Here is a 15728-nt window from a genome sequence, read left to right as displayed (position 1 = left end):
ATAGCCTTCGGCTTTCAACTGGGAATTTTCAAGCTGCCGTTCAAGCCCTTTGATGCGTTTTTGAAGGTCTCTTGGATCTTGCGGGGTATCTTTAGTTGCCAAAATGGGTAGTTCTTGTTTGGTGAAACTTGAAGATAAATGTCTTTTAATTGGATTTTCAATTTTATCAGAATAACCTAACATTCGCATCCATTGAAGCATTTTCCCATGCTCTACCGACTGACCGGTATATTTCTTCCAAATCTCAACTTTTGAGTAATTCTCCGAAAGATACTCTTTGATCATTTCTTCCCGTTCAGCCCAACTCAGAGATCCTATTCCTCTTGTTTTTTGTTCTTTTTGTCGTTTCATAGTAGTTTACTTTGTGTAAACTCAATTCAGGACAAGTCATGGAGTAGGAATTAAAAGACTGGGTGGGACTTAAATTCCACCCAGATTCCAAGTAAACTTTAAAGGTGCTGAAGAGAATCTGAGCCAATCAGGGGGCTTACTTCAACAATGTCCATATTTTTGACTTTCTTTCCTTTACAGATGTTCTTTTTTAGATAGTACTAAAGTCCTAAATTCAAATAAATCGAAGGAAAAAGAAGAAATTGAAAAACCTAATTTTTAAATAGAATATGATATAATAAACGTATGCTACCAGATCTTCCAAATTTTAAAAGAAGGCTTTTTAAGGTCCAATTGGAGTTTTATCATTGGGCTCAAAAAAAGCAAATGCCAATGTTAAAAGAGGCTCAAAACTCACCAATACATGAAGGAAATAGCCATACAATTGAAAGAAATGATGGGTTTCAGGATAAAAATGAGTTTAGTAAGATTTCATGGGAGTTAACTTTAGATCCTTCATCAGAAACCCTAGAATCTGTTTTCACAAAACTCTATGATTTAGCGACGGTAACTGCTGAGAAGTATGAACGAATAGCATTTGATCAACTTGACAAAACACTTGCAAGAGCAGGTCAAACCACGATTTCAAACTTTGAAAACCCTTATGAATCAATCATTCAAGCTTTTGAAAAAATCCAGTTCACTTTAGATGAAAACGGAAATCTTGACCTTTCAAACCATCAGATTTTTGTTGGTTCAGAGCTTTTAAAAAAAATAAGACGAATGAAGGTAACAAGTGATCAGAGAAAAAGGATGGATTTAGTATTAGAAAGAAAACAAAAGGAGGCTCATGCTAGAGAAGCTAATAGAAAACTGGTTGGATAGTGCCTCCGAGAGAACGTATCAACCTATTTTTTGTCAAATCCTATCCAATTTGGGATATGAAATTTTCATCTCCACTAGACATACTCCAATTGAATTTGGAAAAGACATTATTGCAGTAGATGAAGATGGAATAGTTCACGCATTTCAACTTAAGGGGAACCCTGGCAAAATTCTGACGCTAAATGAGTATAGAAAAATTACTCCCCAATTACACGAGTTGATGAATCAAAAAATTCATATTCCAGGAAAAAATATAGTATCCCACAAATCATATCTTGTTACAAATGGGGAGATTGAGGAAAGTGTTATTCAGGCCATTGAAAATCAAAATCAGAAAAATATTGACGATGGTTATCCTTCAAGAATTTTAGAAGTTAAGGCAAGGGGCTTTCTTCTTAAAGAGGCTAAAAAACTAGAGTATAATCTTTGGCCTAAAGAAGTTACTGAGACTAAAACACTATTGGAAATCCTCACCACAGAAGGTGATCAGTTATTTCCAACAGATAAATTTCAATCATTATTAACAAATATTTTTTACACCAAGAACAATTCAACCTCTGGTCTGAAAAGAAAAATTCATAGTGCTAGTTTGCTTACTTCAATCTGTACAAAAACCTTTTCTGAAAAAGAAAATCATTGGGCAATTGTAACCACTTGGACAATGTACGCTACCACATTATGCGGATTTGATTTGAATTCGAGAGAAATTCGCAAACAATTAGATTTCGTTAACACTATAATCAAGTTGAATCTTGAGCTTTTGGTGAAAGAAGTGGTTACCAAATCACCTTACCACCTGTCAGAAGGAAATCCGATTACAGATTTCGCAGTCTATCATTGGAGAAAATCGCTCTTACTTGGCGTTTTGAGTCTATTTTGGCTTGATACAAAAAATGAGGAAAATCAAATAGCCAAGGAAATAGAGGAAGGTTTAAAAGAATTTATCCAACAAGAGGAGCCGGTTTTAGACATTTGGGGCGAAGCAGCTTTCATACAAACGCTAATACATATTTGGGCGTTAGAAGATATCAAAAAATCTAACCTTTCGAGCCTTGTAAAAGACTTACTGCTAAAAGTATGTTCCCAAAATACCCCCTCTGTTTACAAACAAATTGAGGAAGTATTGGAGCATCAACTATCAGAAAACCTCGAGGTATTTCAACCCATATTAGAAGATGAAATTGGGAAAGGTAATAATTCAATCTCATGGTCCTCAATTCCACTTTTTTCATATTTAGTATATAGAGAGGAAAAAACTCTTTGCCAAGAAATTTGGAAACAATACTCTAAGAAACATTCAAATATTTATATCCCCGATTCAAAAAATGAATTTTGCAGAATTCACTCAAAAAATGGAACCAATTATAGTCCACATATAAGAATCAATGAGAGATGGGAAAACTTAACTAGTAAAAAATACCCTGTTAATTCTAAAGTCATACCCAACCTGTTAATTGAATATCCGCTAATCTTGGGATTATGGCTTATAATCTGTCCACAAAGAGCTATACCCGAAGCAATTAATGGATTACATCTGAGATTAAGTAATCCAACACGAAGCATTTAATCTTAATGTCAGAATTCGAAAACAAAAAAGCTCTACTTAGTGTACTTTGCCTCTATTTAGACGTAGCCCCCTTTTGAGTGTAGTTTGCGCATTCCTATGCGTAGTTTGAAACTATGCCTTTCTATTCAGGAGATTTTAATATTCTCTTTAATCACACCAGCCAAAATCAAATCCCCTAAAAATGGACTTCCTAAAAATAACCCCCGACAAAGAAAATGAAGCCGGATTCGGTGAAATTGCAAAGACTCTTTTTGAAGAATATGCCATTCAAAAAGATGACAAGCTTTTTCGATTGACCGAGATTGAATTTTACTGGAAATCAGAAACACACTTTGATCAATCCACTTATGGTAGAAATCATATTCAACCCAAGGCAGGAGATTGGTTTTTTCATTATTCAGGAGTTGATATCGCTTTGGACAATCCTGAACTCAAAGGAGAAGGCGGAATTTTGATCCGGGGGATTTATGACCTTGCTCAAAACAAGGAGATTAAAGGACCTATGGTCTGTGCAATGACCCTATTTAGCGGATTTAATGCTTTCAAAAGAAATATTCAAACCAAGCTTTTCAAAAAGCCATTTGATCCTCTTCCCATTACACTAGGACCTAGAAAGGGCTTGGGAAAAAATGCTCAAGTGAATGATATGCATAAAAGACATTATGCCTTTTCAATTAACCCTAAAAAATGACCCCCGACTCCCAAACCAACTTCCTTTTCTTAGCTGTTTCCCTTCCGAAGAAGTATCCTGAGTTTTATGCGCGATTGGAAAAGGAATTAAAGAAGCATAAAGTTGATTTTGGCTTTTTACCCGGCACCAAAGATGTTTGGGCGGTGGATTACATGCCGATTCAGGTTGGAAAGAAGTTTGTCCAGTTCCGATACGACCCTAGCTATCTTCGATTCAAAAAATATGAAAAGACCAAATCTGATGTCGATGGGATTTGCCAGTCTTTGGGAATCCAAACCCAGAAATCCGAGATCATTTTAGATGGGGGAAATTTGGTGCGCTCTGCCCATCAGGCCTTTGTGACCGATCGGATTTTTGAAGACAATCCCACTTGGGAGAGAAAAGCACTTTTGACTGAACTCAAAAACCTTTTGGAATTGGATCGGGTTTTTCTCATTCCTGCCCAACCCGGGGATTTTACCGGACATGCGGACGGGATGGTTCGTTTTGTGGACGAGAAAACTATCTTGGCCAATGACTATTCCAAAGAACCCAAAAAGTTCTACGAGGCCTTCGAAATCGCCCTTCATAACACCGGATTGGAGGTAATCAAACTCCCCTACAATGTCTACGACAATACAAGTAATAGCCACGCAAATGGGGATTACATCAATTTCCTTCAGATGGAAAAGGTAATCTTCGTTCCTAGTTTCGGCTTCAAGGAAGATCAAGAAGTAATTCGGATTTTGGAGCAGGCTTTCCCTAAGGACTCCATCATTCCTATCGAATCCAATGAGCTCGCAAAAGATGGAGGCATTCTGAATTGCATCAGTTGGAATATTCTGAGATAAACATTCGTCTCCCCTTTTCTAAGAAAGACCTGGAAATAAACCAAGGCATGGAAATGAAGGTAAATTCCCCTAATTATACTTTCCTCCCATTCAAATTCAGAAGTATGGATTCAAGGAATTCCAAGCAGAGGTCTTCATTTAGACTTAAAAAATCAATCCGTCAGAAAAAAATATGCGGGGTTTCTTTCTGCAGTTTATTCAGCTTTCTGTTTATGCCTTATATTGATTACTTAACCCATTCTGTATGATCTGGAAAAAGGAGAAAAGTCCCGAACAGCTGGAAAAAGAACGTCAGCGTGAAATAGACAAGGAAATCCATAACTCTTCTCAGGAAAAAAAAGACGGGACAAAGACTCACGGGGAGATTCTTCGAGATCAGATTACGGATGCGCTAAAAACCTATGATAAAAACTCCAGCAGTATTTTACTCAGTTCCCTTACTGCAGGAATGGAAATTGGGTTTAGCTATTTACTGCTAGCCTCACTTTTTTATTTTCTTGAAGGAAAGATGGAAGAAGATTCCATTTTTAAAATGATCGCCTTGGTTTATCCCATGGGATTTATTCTTGTGGTACTAGGCCAGTCAATTTTATTCACCGAACAGACGGCTTTGCTCACCCTTCCTGTACTGAATAAGAAAAGATCTCCTCTCAGCATGCTCAAATTATGGGGACTAGTGATCAGCGGGAATCTTGTGGGAGGCTATTTTATCGGTATGCTTCTGGTGTGGTTAGGGCCAAGATTGGAGATTTTCGATTTACATGTGGTAGAGACGATAGCTCTTCATATTCTCAAGGCAAAAATCCATGTAATTTTTGTCAGTGCCATAGTAGCTGGTTGGTTGATGGGTTTGCTGTCTTGGTTATTGGCATCGGTCAGAGACACGATCAGCAAAATCGTGATTATTTTTCTGATTACGTCCGTACTTTCATTCGCAAGCTTGCACCACAGTATTATAGGAAATATTGAAATCTTTACTGGAATGATCACGTCTGACAGGGTGAGTTTAGTGGATTATCTTTCGTTTCAATCCACCGCTCTCTTGGGCAATGCCTTTGGAGGAGCGATATTCGTAGCCTTGCTGAAATACCGGGCTTTTGTCTTCAATATCGGAAAATAAGAGTGGGCGAAGGTGACTGGTGAACCTAATCGCTCTAAGCAAAGAGGAGGAAGTTGTTAAATCCTTCGCCCAGTCTGCCAAATGCTTCTTTGATGAAAGAAAGAATTTCTGCTTTGTTCCATTTTCTCAAAAAAACAGTGCTGAAGCCCTTTTCCAAATCCTTTCTGGATTCAATTATCTAGTTGGACAACACTTAAGAATATTGAAACCACCTCTTTTATTCTCACTTATTTTCTTCTCCCAACTGGATTAGCAACTCCATTCCAGATGAATTAACTCTTTTGACTAGATCTTCCCATCCATAGTCAATCCAAGTACCGAAGCCCAAACCAATAGCGGTTTTTAGCAAGATATTTTGCATTTTTCTTGGAGAAAGTTCAATCGTGGAGAAAATAGATATGAAATCCAAGGTAAGTCTCTTCCTGTTTACAAGTCTACTTATTGCCCTAGCTACATCCTGCAAAAAAGATCCAATCCACGTGGAGTTGATGAAGTTACAAAACCAAGTGGCTTTGTTCACGGTCGAAAACAACTCCGGGAAGGACATTTACACGGTAACATTTGAAGTCACCCTGTTTTCCAAAGACAAAACTGTTCTGAAGGTCGACACAGTCGATTTTTCGAATATTTCTGATGCAGAGGGGAATCTTAGACCTTTTGTGGAAGCAGGAAAAGACACATTCTTCCCGTATGGGATCACTGAGGAGACTGCCTCCACTACAGCCCGCGCGATTGAATTTAGCTTTGAAAAATAATTGGATATGATGGTTTTGAAAGTCTTTCGCTTTACTAATCTGGTTCTGACAATCCTAGGTCTCATCTTTTGTCTTTTTTTATCGCTGTCCTCCGTTGCCCAGGAAAAAGTAGTCTACAAAACCATAGACACCCTTGAGCTTAGCCTTGAAGTTTACCGCCCAGATGGAAAACCAGATGAAAACGGGTTTCCAGCAATGGTTTTCTTCTTTGGAGGGGGATGGACGGGTGGCACTACCGCTCAGTTTGAGCCCCAAGCAAAGTATTTCTCGGAGCGGGGCATCGTCTGTTTTTTGGCAGAATATCGGGTAAGCTCGAGGAATCAAACCACCCCTTTTGAATCCCTTCAGGATGCCAAATCAGCAATGCGGTTCATCCGAAGCAATGCTGATAAATTCCAGATCGATCCCAATAAAATCATCGCTTCCGGCGGTTCGGCAGGAGGACATTTGGCAGCAGCCACAGCCCTGATCGATGGCTACAATGACCCAACCGATGATCTGAACGTCAGCAGCAAACCCGCTGCTTTGGTCCTCTTCAATCCTGTAATCGACAACGGTCCGGGAGGATATGGATTTGAACGCATTGGGGAAGCTTACAAGGACTTTTCTCCTCTCCACAATATCCAAGAAGGGGCTCCCCCAACGGTCATTTTCCTAGGCACAAACGATAATCTGATCCCGGTGGAAACGATGAAATACTACCAAACCGTCATGGAAAAAGTGGAAAGCCGATGTGAGCTTTTCCTCTACGAAGGGCAGCCTCACGGCTTTTTCAATTACCGGAATTTTGAATTTTATGAAAAGACCCTTCGAAAGGCCGATGAGTTTTTACAGTCCTTAGGATATCTCGATTCAAAATCAGAATTAATCATTCGTTAAAAAGGATTAGTTCTCAATAGGATTTCCAAAAATTGAATTTTAGATTCAGCTATGGGATTAGAACAAGGGATCAAAGAAAAATGGGTAAATGCAGCTTACTCTGAATTTGCAATGGCAGGACCCGATTTCAGCCTGAAAGCCCTTTCAGAGAAAAACAAGCTTCCCAGAGCTTCCCTTTATTATCATTTTGATTCCAAAGAAGCGCTCTTGGAAGAGCTATTTTCCCTCCATAAGGAAAAAATTAACGACTACGTAATCGAACTGGAATCGAAGGTAAAGAATCTGATTCCGGATCTTTATGAGGTCATTTACTCCCACAAAGAAGGGATACTTTTTCACCGCCAACTGCTTTTGCATTCCGAGAAGGAGGATTTCTATTCACTTTACAAAAGCGCAAACGAGCGGGCTTTCACTGTTCTTCTACCTCAAATCAAGGGTCTTTTTCCTTCCAGCAGTTCCAATGAAGAGTTTATCCAATTCTACCACACCCTTACCGATGCGTGGTATATCCGTTTGGATCCCAACCAATTTACCGTGAAAAGCATGATTGATTTGGCAATGGATATTATGGAAAACACCCTTGGCCTCTTCTCCGGGTCTGTTTCGCCAAAAAATAAGTAGGCCAAAGCTCCGCGATTTCTTGAATTTTTTTTTGAAAAAAGGAGGTAAATCCTCCAGATTAGACAACCCTGTCCAAGACAATTTCTATTTCAATTCCTATTTTAAAGAAGTGTCAAGAGCCCCGTCCTCTTGCCTGTTTTTTTGTATCAATAACCCAGACCAATGAAAAAGCTTTCTCTCATCTTCGGACTAATCGGAATCCTATTTAGCTGCCAAAAACCCGCTCCAACTTCTTCAGAAAACTCAATCCCCTATCCCAATGAAGAATGGAAAGGGGTACAGGGAAAAACGCTGGTAGATTCCAAACCCTATTTTATCGGCCCTCCCAAAGCACCGGAAGGCGCTCCCAACGTTCTGATTATCCTGCTTGATGATGCGGGCTATTCCAATGCCTCTTCTTTTGGCGGAGTCATGCAAACTCCGACTTTTGACCGGATTGGGAATGAAGGGATTAGATACACCCATTTTTCGGTAGCTGCCGTTTGTTCTCCGAGTCGTGGTTCCATTTTGACGGGCTACAATATTCACCAAATCGGAACTGGAATCATATCCGAGTTTGCTACCGGGTATCCTGGATACAACTCCCAGATCGACTACAGCACCCCTTCTATCGCCAAAATTCTTACCGAAAATGGATATGCCACTTCCGCCTTTGGAAAGTGGCACAACACCCCAATGGAAGAAGCTTCTCCGGCAGGACCTTTTGAAAGCTGGCCCACAGGAATCTGGGGATTTGAATATTTCTGGGGCTTTTTAGGAGGAGAAACCAATCAGTTTCATCCCTTGCTCTATGAAAACACCACCCCAATAGAAACACCCAAAACCAATGCAGATGGCTCTACCTTCCACCTTTCTCATGGTTTGGCAGATCAAGCGATCAAGTGGCTGGACAATTGGAAAGGTCTGAGAGACAATCCATTCTTCATGTATTATGCCCCGGGAGCGGTACATGCCCCGATTCAGGTCCCTGAGGAATGGAGAGACAAGTACATAGGGAAATTCGACGAAGGCTGGCATGCTTACCGACAGGAATTATTGGAAAGGCAAAAGAAACTAGGCTTGGTCCCTGAAAATGCCCAGCTGGTAAAATGGCCAGAAGTAATTCCCGAATGGGACTCTTTCAGTGAGGAAGGAAAAAAATATTTGTCCCGACAAATGGAGGTCAATGCTGCCTTTATGGAGCACGTGGATCATCATGTGGGAAGAGTGATAAATCGACTTGAGGAAATGGGAGAACTGGACAATACTCTGGTAATCTATTTGACCGCGGACAATGGAGTCACTGCAGAAGGAACGCCTACAGGCACCTTTTCTGAATTATTGTTCCAGAATGGCTTCCCTCCACTTTCCATGGAACAACAACTGGAAAAGCTGGAAGAATTTGGAGGAATTGAGGAGTGGGGCGGGCCTCATCTTGCCAATCACTATTCGGTAGGATGGTCCTATGCTTCTTCCACACCCTTCCAATGGACCAAGCAAATCGCCTCGCATTTTGGCGGCACTATTGCCGCGACTGCCATTCGTTATCCCAAAGCCATAAAAGCTCACGGCGAATGGAGAAGGCAATTCCAAAATATCACTGACATCGTTCCCACCATTTTGGAGGTGACCGGAGTGCCTACACCCGACTACGTAAACGGCCAAAAACGAAAAGAATACCCAGGCAAGTCCCTGACTTACGCTTGGAATGATCCGGATGCCAAAACCAACCATCCCACCCAATACTTTGAAATGACCGGTTTTGTAGGACTATACCATGAAGGATGGACCATCTCCGGAAAACCCTACCGGGTACCCTGGACCGTAGATCCTGAAGCCCTAAAGAACTTTGATCCTCTGAATACAGAATGGGAATTGTATAATGTCGATGAAGACCCAATCCAATCAGTGAACTTGGCTGATCAATACCCTGAAAAAGTCAAAGAATTGGAGGAGCTTTTCTGGAAGGAAGCAGAAAAATACGATGTGTTTCCCATTGGCGGCTCCATGGGAAGGTCTCTCCAGCCTGAGTCCAATCCTCAGCGAGCAGCCAAAAAACACTGGGAACTCACTCCCAACGTCTATCGGGTCCCCGAACTTGCCGGTCCGGAGATCAAGTCCACCAATTACGAGATCAACGCCTATATGACAACTACCACTCAAACGGAAGGAGTCATCTACGCTGTGGGTGAGAGATTGGGAGGTCAGGCCTTATTTATCAAAGAAGGCAGGCTGAGATACAGCTACTCCACATTGGGGCTTTATTGGCATGACTTCGATGGAAACGTAAAAATTCCGATTGGTGAAGTCAAAATCACCTTGAAGCACACCATGAAGGAGGCAAGACTTAATGGACCGTCTTTGGTAGAATTCTTCATCAATGACCAAAAAGTAGGAGAAATGGACATTACCGCAACTGTCTATGCTGCTTTCACAGGACATGAAACCTTCGATATCGGAAGAGACGAAGGCCTACCTGTCAATGAAGAATATGAATCTATGGGCAAATTCAATTTTAAAAACGGAACCCTTCACAAAGTGATATTTGATATAGAATAAAATATCTGGCATTGAAGTATAGCCCATTACAGTCATTCAAGCCAAATAACAAACACAAAAGCGAAGCCCTTATCCATGCAGCCCCATCTATGATTCATGGGGTTTCTATCCTAAATCCCAGTCAGACTGAAGAGATAAATTTCAGAAAAACAGGCCCAAACCCCTATTCCCAGCTCAAAAGGCTGGGATTATTTCTTTATTTTTCTCTGAAAATCAACCACCATGGAGCCACTCAAAATTTGGGAAGTCGAAGAGACTGTCATTACCAAGGAAAAGAAGATAAGACGCTTTACTTTCCGCAATCTACTGCAGGGTTTTCTGGATATTTTTGAACTGGACCAAGGGATAGTCTACACCGTCATCGGTTTGTTTAAATTTCCGGGCAAAATCATCCGGGAATATCTCGATATGGATAGGCTCACCATCACCAATCCTCTTCGGTACTTCTTTTTTGTGGTAGGGATCAGTGCTTTTCTCACGATCAAATATGACTTCTGGATCAAGCAAAATATGGCTTTGAGCGGAGCAGAATCTGCCAGCCTGAGTCCGGAACAGCAGGCTTTCAATCAGCAATTCTCCGAAGTGTACCAGTCTGTCTTTATAGATTACCTTTCCCTTTGGTTTGCAGTGGCCGTGTTTTTTGTTGCTTTGTTTTCCTACCTTTTTTTCAAAAAGTCAGGACTTACCTATTGGGAACAGTTTATAGCCAATCTCTTTATCTTCAATCAGATGACACTGATTTTCATACCTTTCATTCTGGTATCCGAGCTGTTTGACAATATGAGTTTGTATTTGATCTACCTAGTGGTAGGCTATGCCTATTCGATTTGGGCCTATCGGGATCTTTTTGGTCAAAGTTGGGGAATTTCCATAGTCAAGGGTTTGCTGGTTCAGATTTTGGGCTCGATCCTGTTTTTTGGAGTATTTACTATCGGTTTGACCTTGATTTTGGTTTCAAAAATATAAATCAAATCAAGACACCTAAAAACCAAATAATCATCCAACTCAATGAAAAACTCCCTTGCAGCACTTCTTTTTTTCTCACTGCTCGGCTGCCACAAAAACAATACGGAAGCTCCGAGTTCCCAAGTCCTGATTGAGTCCTTCCAATCCTGGAACGGGGACTCTCTTCCAGCTTATCCCTCGGGCAAGCCGAAGATTTCCATTGTGAAAGTGACCATTCCTCCCCACTCCGAATTGCCCAAACATTATCACCCGGTCATCAACGCAGGCGTTTTGCTCAGCGGTGAACTGACCGTGGTGGACTCGAAAGGAAATACACTAAAGATGAAAGCCGGAGATCCCATCATCGAGCTGGTCAATCAAGTGCATTATGGAAAAAATGAGGGAAATGTGCCCGCCGAAATCGTTGTCTTCTATGCCGGAACGGAGGATACCCTGATTGTAGTTAAGGAATAAGTTTGAAATGGTTCTTATTAAGAATTTTCAGGGATACAACTGTAATTGTTGCTTCTCAAGGCTAAAACCTAAAAGCATCTTCTGTTTTACTCACTAAGAGCCAAGTATTTATTTCTATTTTCGTTTTTAAAAATAAAACCTTAATCCAAGACAAAAATTCACCATGAGAATATTCTTCACCGGAGGCTCCGGAAAAGCCGGAAAACACGTCATCCCCTACCTGCTTGACCAAGGACACCGAGTTCTCAATGTAGACTTGACCCCTTTGAATCATCCCAGAGTGGATAATCTCACGGCGGACATCACCGATTCCGGACAGATGTTCAATGCGATGAGTATGTATGCGGGATTTGATGAAATGGAACCCGGGACTGGGGTGCCCAAATTTGACGCGGTTGTGCACTTTGCCGCAGTGCCACGCATTCTGATCAAACCCGACAATGAAACTTTCCGAGTGAACACCGTCGGCACCTACAACGTGATCGAAGCCGCAGTCAAACTTGGCATCAAAAAGATCATCATTGCTTCTTCGGAAACGACTTATGGGATTTGCTTCTCAGATGGAAAAACCGACCCGGCTTTCCTGCCTCTTGATGAAGAATACGACGTCAATCCCATGGACAGCTATGGGCTATCCAAAGTAGTCAATGAGCAAACTGCCCGGGCTTTTCAGCGCAGAACGGGAGTGGATATTTATGCCCTTCGGATTGGCAATGTGATCGAGCCCCACGAATACCAGCAACTTTTTCCTCATTACTTCAAGCATCCTGAGGTGAGAAGAAGAAATGCCTTTTGCTACATCGATGCCCGTGATTTGGGACAGATTGTGGATTTATGCCTGAAAAAGGACGGTTTGGGCTATCAAGTCTTCAATGCTGGAAATGACCATAATGGAGCAATCATTCCGAGCAAGGAACTGGCAGAACGCTTTTTCCCAGGAGTACCTCTAAAGCATGATTTGGATGAGCACGAAGCGCTTTTTTCCAATCGGAAAATCCGGGAAGTATTGGGATTCAAAGAGCAACACAACTGGAGAAAATATGTCAAAGGGGAGTAAGTCCCCTTTTTTTATACCAATAAACCCGACTTTAACCGATCCTCCTCTCACAGGATTCCTTCTTCGGGAAAATCTTCTATTTTGCTTTAACCTATTCACTCAGCGCTTTTATCCAATGCAATACCGCAGACTTGGCAAAACCGAACTAGAAGTCTCCATTTTAGGCTTTGGTGCCTCCCCTATGGGCAATGTATTTGATCCGGTGGATGAAAAAGAAGCCATCTCAGCAGTGCACTTAGCCTTGGATCATGGGGTCAATTTCTTTGATGTTTCACCATTTTACGGGTTAACTCTAGCAGAAAGCAGATTGGGAAAAGCTCTGGAAGGAAAACGAAAAGATATCATTTTGGCCTCCAAATGCGGGAGGTATGATCTTCAACACTTTGACTTTTCCAGAACAAGAATCCTGGAAAGCATCGATGAATCCCTCACTCGGCTGAAAACCGACTACCTGGACTTATTTCAGCTTCACGATATTGAGTTTGTGGACAAACAAGTCATTTTGGAGGAAGCAGTTCCTGCCATTCAAGAGGTAGTTAAATCCGGGAAAGCTCGATTTTGGGGAATTACGGGTTTGCCTGTCCGGTATTTGGCGCAGATTGCCCGGGAAACCAATCCCGACACCGTGCTTTCTTGGGCCCATTACAATCTGCTCGAGGATGAGATCAATGAGGAATTGGTGCCGCTGGCTCAGGAAATGGATTTTGGATTGATGAACGCTGCTCCTTTGATGCAGCGGATCCTTTCGGACGCTTCCCTTCCTGCTTGGCATCGCTCACCGGATGAGGTGAAAGCCATGCAACCCATTTTAGTAGAGCTCTGCCAAAGTTATGGGTATAAACTCAGTCAAGTGGCCCTGCGCTTTGCGATGGATCATCCGCTTATTGCTACGACTATCGTGGGCATGTGCGAAGTGAAAATCGTCCGGGAAAATCTGGAAGCGGTGGATTTAGACATCCCCTCTGAATTAATAGATCGAATCCTCACGCTTGTCGAGCCGGTCAAAAACCGAATGTGGTTTGAAGGGAAAGCGGAGAATAATGTTTGAGCAGGCAGGAATCGGAGAGAGAGAAAAAAGAGGTTGTAAAGTTGTAAGGTTGTAAAGTTAGGCTCCCTAAAGAAGGGTTTGTAGTTATTAAAAATCTCGTAAATCTGAATTCGTAAATCATAAATCCAAATGAAAGCTCTTTTTCTCACCGAAGTCGGAAAATCGGAAGTTCTGGAAATCCCAAAACCGAGCCCAAAAGCGGGAGAAGTACTACTTGAGGTAGGAATGGTGGGATTTTGCGGAGGAGATCTGAACGGGTTCAAAGGACTTTTCCCCCTACAGGAATATCCCAATATCCTCGGCCATGAGGTCGGAGCAACGATTGTAGAAAAAGGACTTGAAGTCCCAGAGGACCTTTCTATCGGAACTCGGGTTACCCTTTATCCCTACCTCGCCTGTGGCACTTGCATAGCCTGCCGAAAAGGCCAGCCCAATGCCTGCAAAACCAACAAAACCATGGGAGTTCGCCGACCAGGGGCTATGACGCGATACATTACGGCACCTTGGCAGGATGTATTTCCTTCAGAAAAGTTGAGCCTAAGAGAACTGGCTTTGGTGGAACCTTTGACGGTGGGCTTTCATGCTGTCAACCGAGGACGAATAAGCGCTGAAGACTGGGTTGCGGTTTTAGGTTGCGGAATCGTGGGACTGGGAGCTGTGGCTTCCGCTGTCAATCGAGGCGCTCAGGTCATTGCCATCGATCTGGACGAAAGCAAACTGGAAGTTGCGAGGAAAATCGGCGTAGCCCACACCATTAATCCGAGTCAAGAAAACCTCCACGAGCGCTTACAAGAAATCACAAATGGAGATGGCCCGGATGTAATTATCGAGGCAGTTGGAAGCCCAAATACTTACCGAAGTGCGGTGGAAGAAGTGGCTTTTCTGGGCCGGGTAGTCTGCATCGGCTACGCCAAAGCTCCTGTGGAGTTCAACACTTCGCTGTTTGTCCAAAAAGAAATTGAAATCTTGGGTTCGAGGAATTGTGTGGGCAAAACCGACTTCCCCGAGGTGATCGAATACCTAGAATCCGGCAAATTCCCGGTGGAAGCAGTTAATTCCAAAACCATTTCAATCGAAGAAGGCCCCGCCACCCTCATAGAATGGGCCAGCAATCCTCAAGGGATCATTAAAATCATGCTCAATCTCGAAGACCAATGATCAAATCTGCCATTACGCTTAATCTTATCAATAGCATGTCCATCGGTCCATGGATCTTTTGGCACAACTTGGAGGAAAGCCTCAAAAAAGCTGCTGAATTGGGTTTTGACGGAGTAGAACTCTTTACCCGATCGGGTTCAGATCTGGATGCCAACCACCTTCAAGACCAGCTCAAGCATTACGGACTCAAACTTGCGGCAGTGGGAACGGGTGCCGGGAAGGTACTTCAAGGCCTGACCCTAACCGACCCTGATCCCGAAATCCGAAAAAGGGCGATTGGCTATATCGAAGAAATGATCGATTTCGGAGCTCAGTTTGGTGCTCCGGCGATCATCGGTTCCATGCAGGGAAATTTCTCTACAGGACATACTAAAGAAGAAACCTTAGGCTTGTTGGCCGAGGGGCTTTCAGAATTGGAAAAAACCGCAAAATCTGCTGGGGTTGTCTTGATTTATGAACCCTTGAACCGATACGAAAGCAATCTCATAAATACCCTTCAGTCAGGAAGTGAGTTTTTGGAGCGAAATCACTTGGAAGCAATTCGCCTTTTGGCTGACCTTTTCCACATGAATATCGAAGAGGAAAATCTCCCTCATAGTCTAGTGACAAATGCCAAACAAATCGGACATGTTCATTTCGCTGATTCCAATCGGAGACCGATAGGTTTGGGTCATACGGACATGAAGTCGATTGCTGAAGCCCTGAAAGAATCGGAATATTCCGGCTACATTTCTGCAGAAGCTTTCCCCTACCCCAGTCCGGACGAAGCAGCAAAACAAACCATCAAGCAATTCAAAAAATACTTTCGCTAGATATATGGCACAATGACT

General features: G+C 42.3%; 17 protein-coding genes. 15 read left to right on the top strand and 2 right to left on the bottom strand.

Annotated elements, in window-relative coordinates; genetic code table 11:
- On the bottom strand, positions 1 to 351 hold a 351-nt coding region (locus AAA938_RS18275), incomplete at its 3' end, for a hypothetical protein (RefSeq protein ID WP_338230211.1).
- A gap of 285 nt (positions 352 to 636) precedes the next feature.
- Between AAA938_RS18275 and AAA938_RS18270 the strand changes: the two genes are divergently transcribed.
- From AAA938_RS18270 to AAA938_RS18250, 5 genes are all read left to right on the top strand, one after another.
- Positions 637 to 1215, top strand: a complete 579-nt coding sequence (locus AAA938_RS18270) for a hypothetical protein (RefSeq protein WP_338230210.1) — start codon at positions 637 to 639, stop codon at positions 1213 to 1215.
- A complete protein-coding gene (locus AAA938_RS18265; RefSeq protein ID WP_338230209.1) occupies positions 1181 to 2782 on the top strand; it encodes a hypothetical protein in 1602 nt (533 codons plus the stop codon). Before AAA938_RS18270 ends, AAA938_RS18265 begins: the two co-directional genes overlap by 35 nt.
- Before the next feature lie 181 nt (positions 2783 to 2963).
- Complete coding sequence (locus AAA938_RS18260; protein WP_338230208.1) at positions 2964 to 3473, top strand: hypothetical protein; 510 nt, start codon at positions 2964 to 2966, stop codon at positions 3471 to 3473.
- Complete coding sequence (locus AAA938_RS18255) at positions 3470 to 4303, top strand: agmatine deiminase family protein (RefSeq protein WP_338230207.1); 834 nt, start codon at positions 3470 to 3472, stop codon at positions 4301 to 4303. The genes AAA938_RS18260 and AAA938_RS18255 overlap by 4 nt, the downstream gene beginning before the upstream one ends.
- A gap of 244 nt (positions 4304 to 4547) precedes the next feature.
- Positions 4548 to 5423, top strand: a complete 876-nt coding sequence (locus AAA938_RS18250) for a formate/nitrite transporter family protein (RefSeq protein ID WP_338230206.1) — start codon at positions 4548 to 4550, stop codon at positions 5421 to 5423.
- Positions 5424 to 5646: 223 nt separating this feature from the next.
- Here the strand turns inward: AAA938_RS18250 and AAA938_RS18245 are convergent, their stop codons facing one another.
- Positions 5647 to 5784 carry a hypothetical protein gene (locus tag AAA938_RS18245; RefSeq protein ID WP_338230205.1) on the bottom strand — a complete coding sequence of 46 codons (138 nt, stop codon included), beginning with the start codon at positions 5782 to 5784 and terminating at the stop codon, positions 5647 to 5649.
- A gap of 37 nt (positions 5785 to 5821) precedes the next feature.
- Between AAA938_RS18245 and AAA938_RS18240 the strand changes: the two genes are divergently transcribed.
- The 10 genes from AAA938_RS18240 to AAA938_RS18195 all read left to right on the top strand — a co-directional run bounded on the left by AAA938_RS18240 (position 5822) and on the right by AAA938_RS18195 (position 15710).
- On the top strand, positions 5822 to 6178 hold the full coding sequence (locus AAA938_RS18240; RefSeq protein WP_338230204.1) for a hypothetical protein: 357 nt from the start codon (positions 5822 to 5824) through the stop codon (positions 6176 to 6178).
- 6 nt (positions 6179 to 6184) lie between these two features.
- A complete protein-coding gene (locus AAA938_RS18235; RefSeq protein ID WP_338230203.1) occupies positions 6185 to 7057 on the top strand; it encodes an alpha/beta hydrolase in 873 nt (290 codons plus the stop codon).
- A gap of 51 nt (positions 7058 to 7108) precedes the next feature.
- A complete protein-coding gene (locus tag AAA938_RS18230; protein ID WP_338230202.1) occupies positions 7109 to 7678 on the top strand; it encodes a TetR/AcrR family transcriptional regulator in 570 nt (189 codons plus the stop codon).
- A 162-nt stretch (positions 7679 to 7840) separates the two neighbouring features.
- Positions 7841 to 10216: an arylsulfatase gene (locus AAA938_RS18225; protein WP_338230201.1), complete on the top strand. Its 2376-nt coding sequence runs from the start codon at positions 7841 to 7843 to the stop codon at positions 10214 to 10216.
- Positions 10217 to 10438: 222 nt separating this feature from the next.
- Complete coding sequence (locus tag AAA938_RS18220; protein ID WP_338230200.1) at positions 10439 to 11182, top strand: DUF3667 domain-containing protein; 744 nt, start codon at positions 10439 to 10441, stop codon at positions 11180 to 11182.
- A gap of 42 nt (positions 11183 to 11224) precedes the next feature.
- A complete protein-coding gene (locus AAA938_RS18215; protein WP_338230199.1) occupies positions 11225 to 11635 on the top strand; it encodes a cupin domain-containing protein in 411 nt (136 codons plus the stop codon).
- A 163-nt stretch (positions 11636 to 11798) separates the two neighbouring features.
- On the top strand, positions 11799 to 12692 hold the full coding sequence (locus AAA938_RS18210; protein WP_338230198.1) for an NAD-dependent epimerase/dehydratase family protein: 894 nt from the start codon (positions 11799 to 11801) through the stop codon (positions 12690 to 12692).
- 115 nt (positions 12693 to 12807) lie between these two features.
- Positions 12808 to 13740: an aldo/keto reductase gene (locus AAA938_RS18205; protein ID WP_338230197.1), complete on the top strand. Its 933-nt coding sequence runs from the start codon at positions 12808 to 12810 to the stop codon at positions 13738 to 13740.
- 129 nt (positions 13741 to 13869) lie between these two features.
- Entirely contained in the window at positions 13870 to 14898 is a 1029-nt protein-coding gene (locus AAA938_RS18200) for a zinc-binding alcohol dehydrogenase family protein (RefSeq protein ID WP_338230196.1), read from the top strand.
- Entirely contained in the window at positions 14895 to 15710 is an 816-nt protein-coding gene (locus tag AAA938_RS18195) for a TIM barrel protein (protein ID WP_338230195.1), read from the top strand. The genes AAA938_RS18200 and AAA938_RS18195 overlap by 4 nt, the downstream gene beginning before the upstream one ends.
- Positions 15711 to 15728: the final 18 nt, after the last annotated feature.

The organism is Algoriphagus taiwanensis (assembly GCF_036245645.1).
In the GTDB taxonomy this organism is placed as follows: domain Bacteria; phylum Bacteroidota; class Bacteroidia; order Cytophagales; family Cyclobacteriaceae; genus Algoriphagus; species Algoriphagus taiwanensis.
This window is presented reverse-complemented; position numbering and strand designations above follow the sequence as displayed.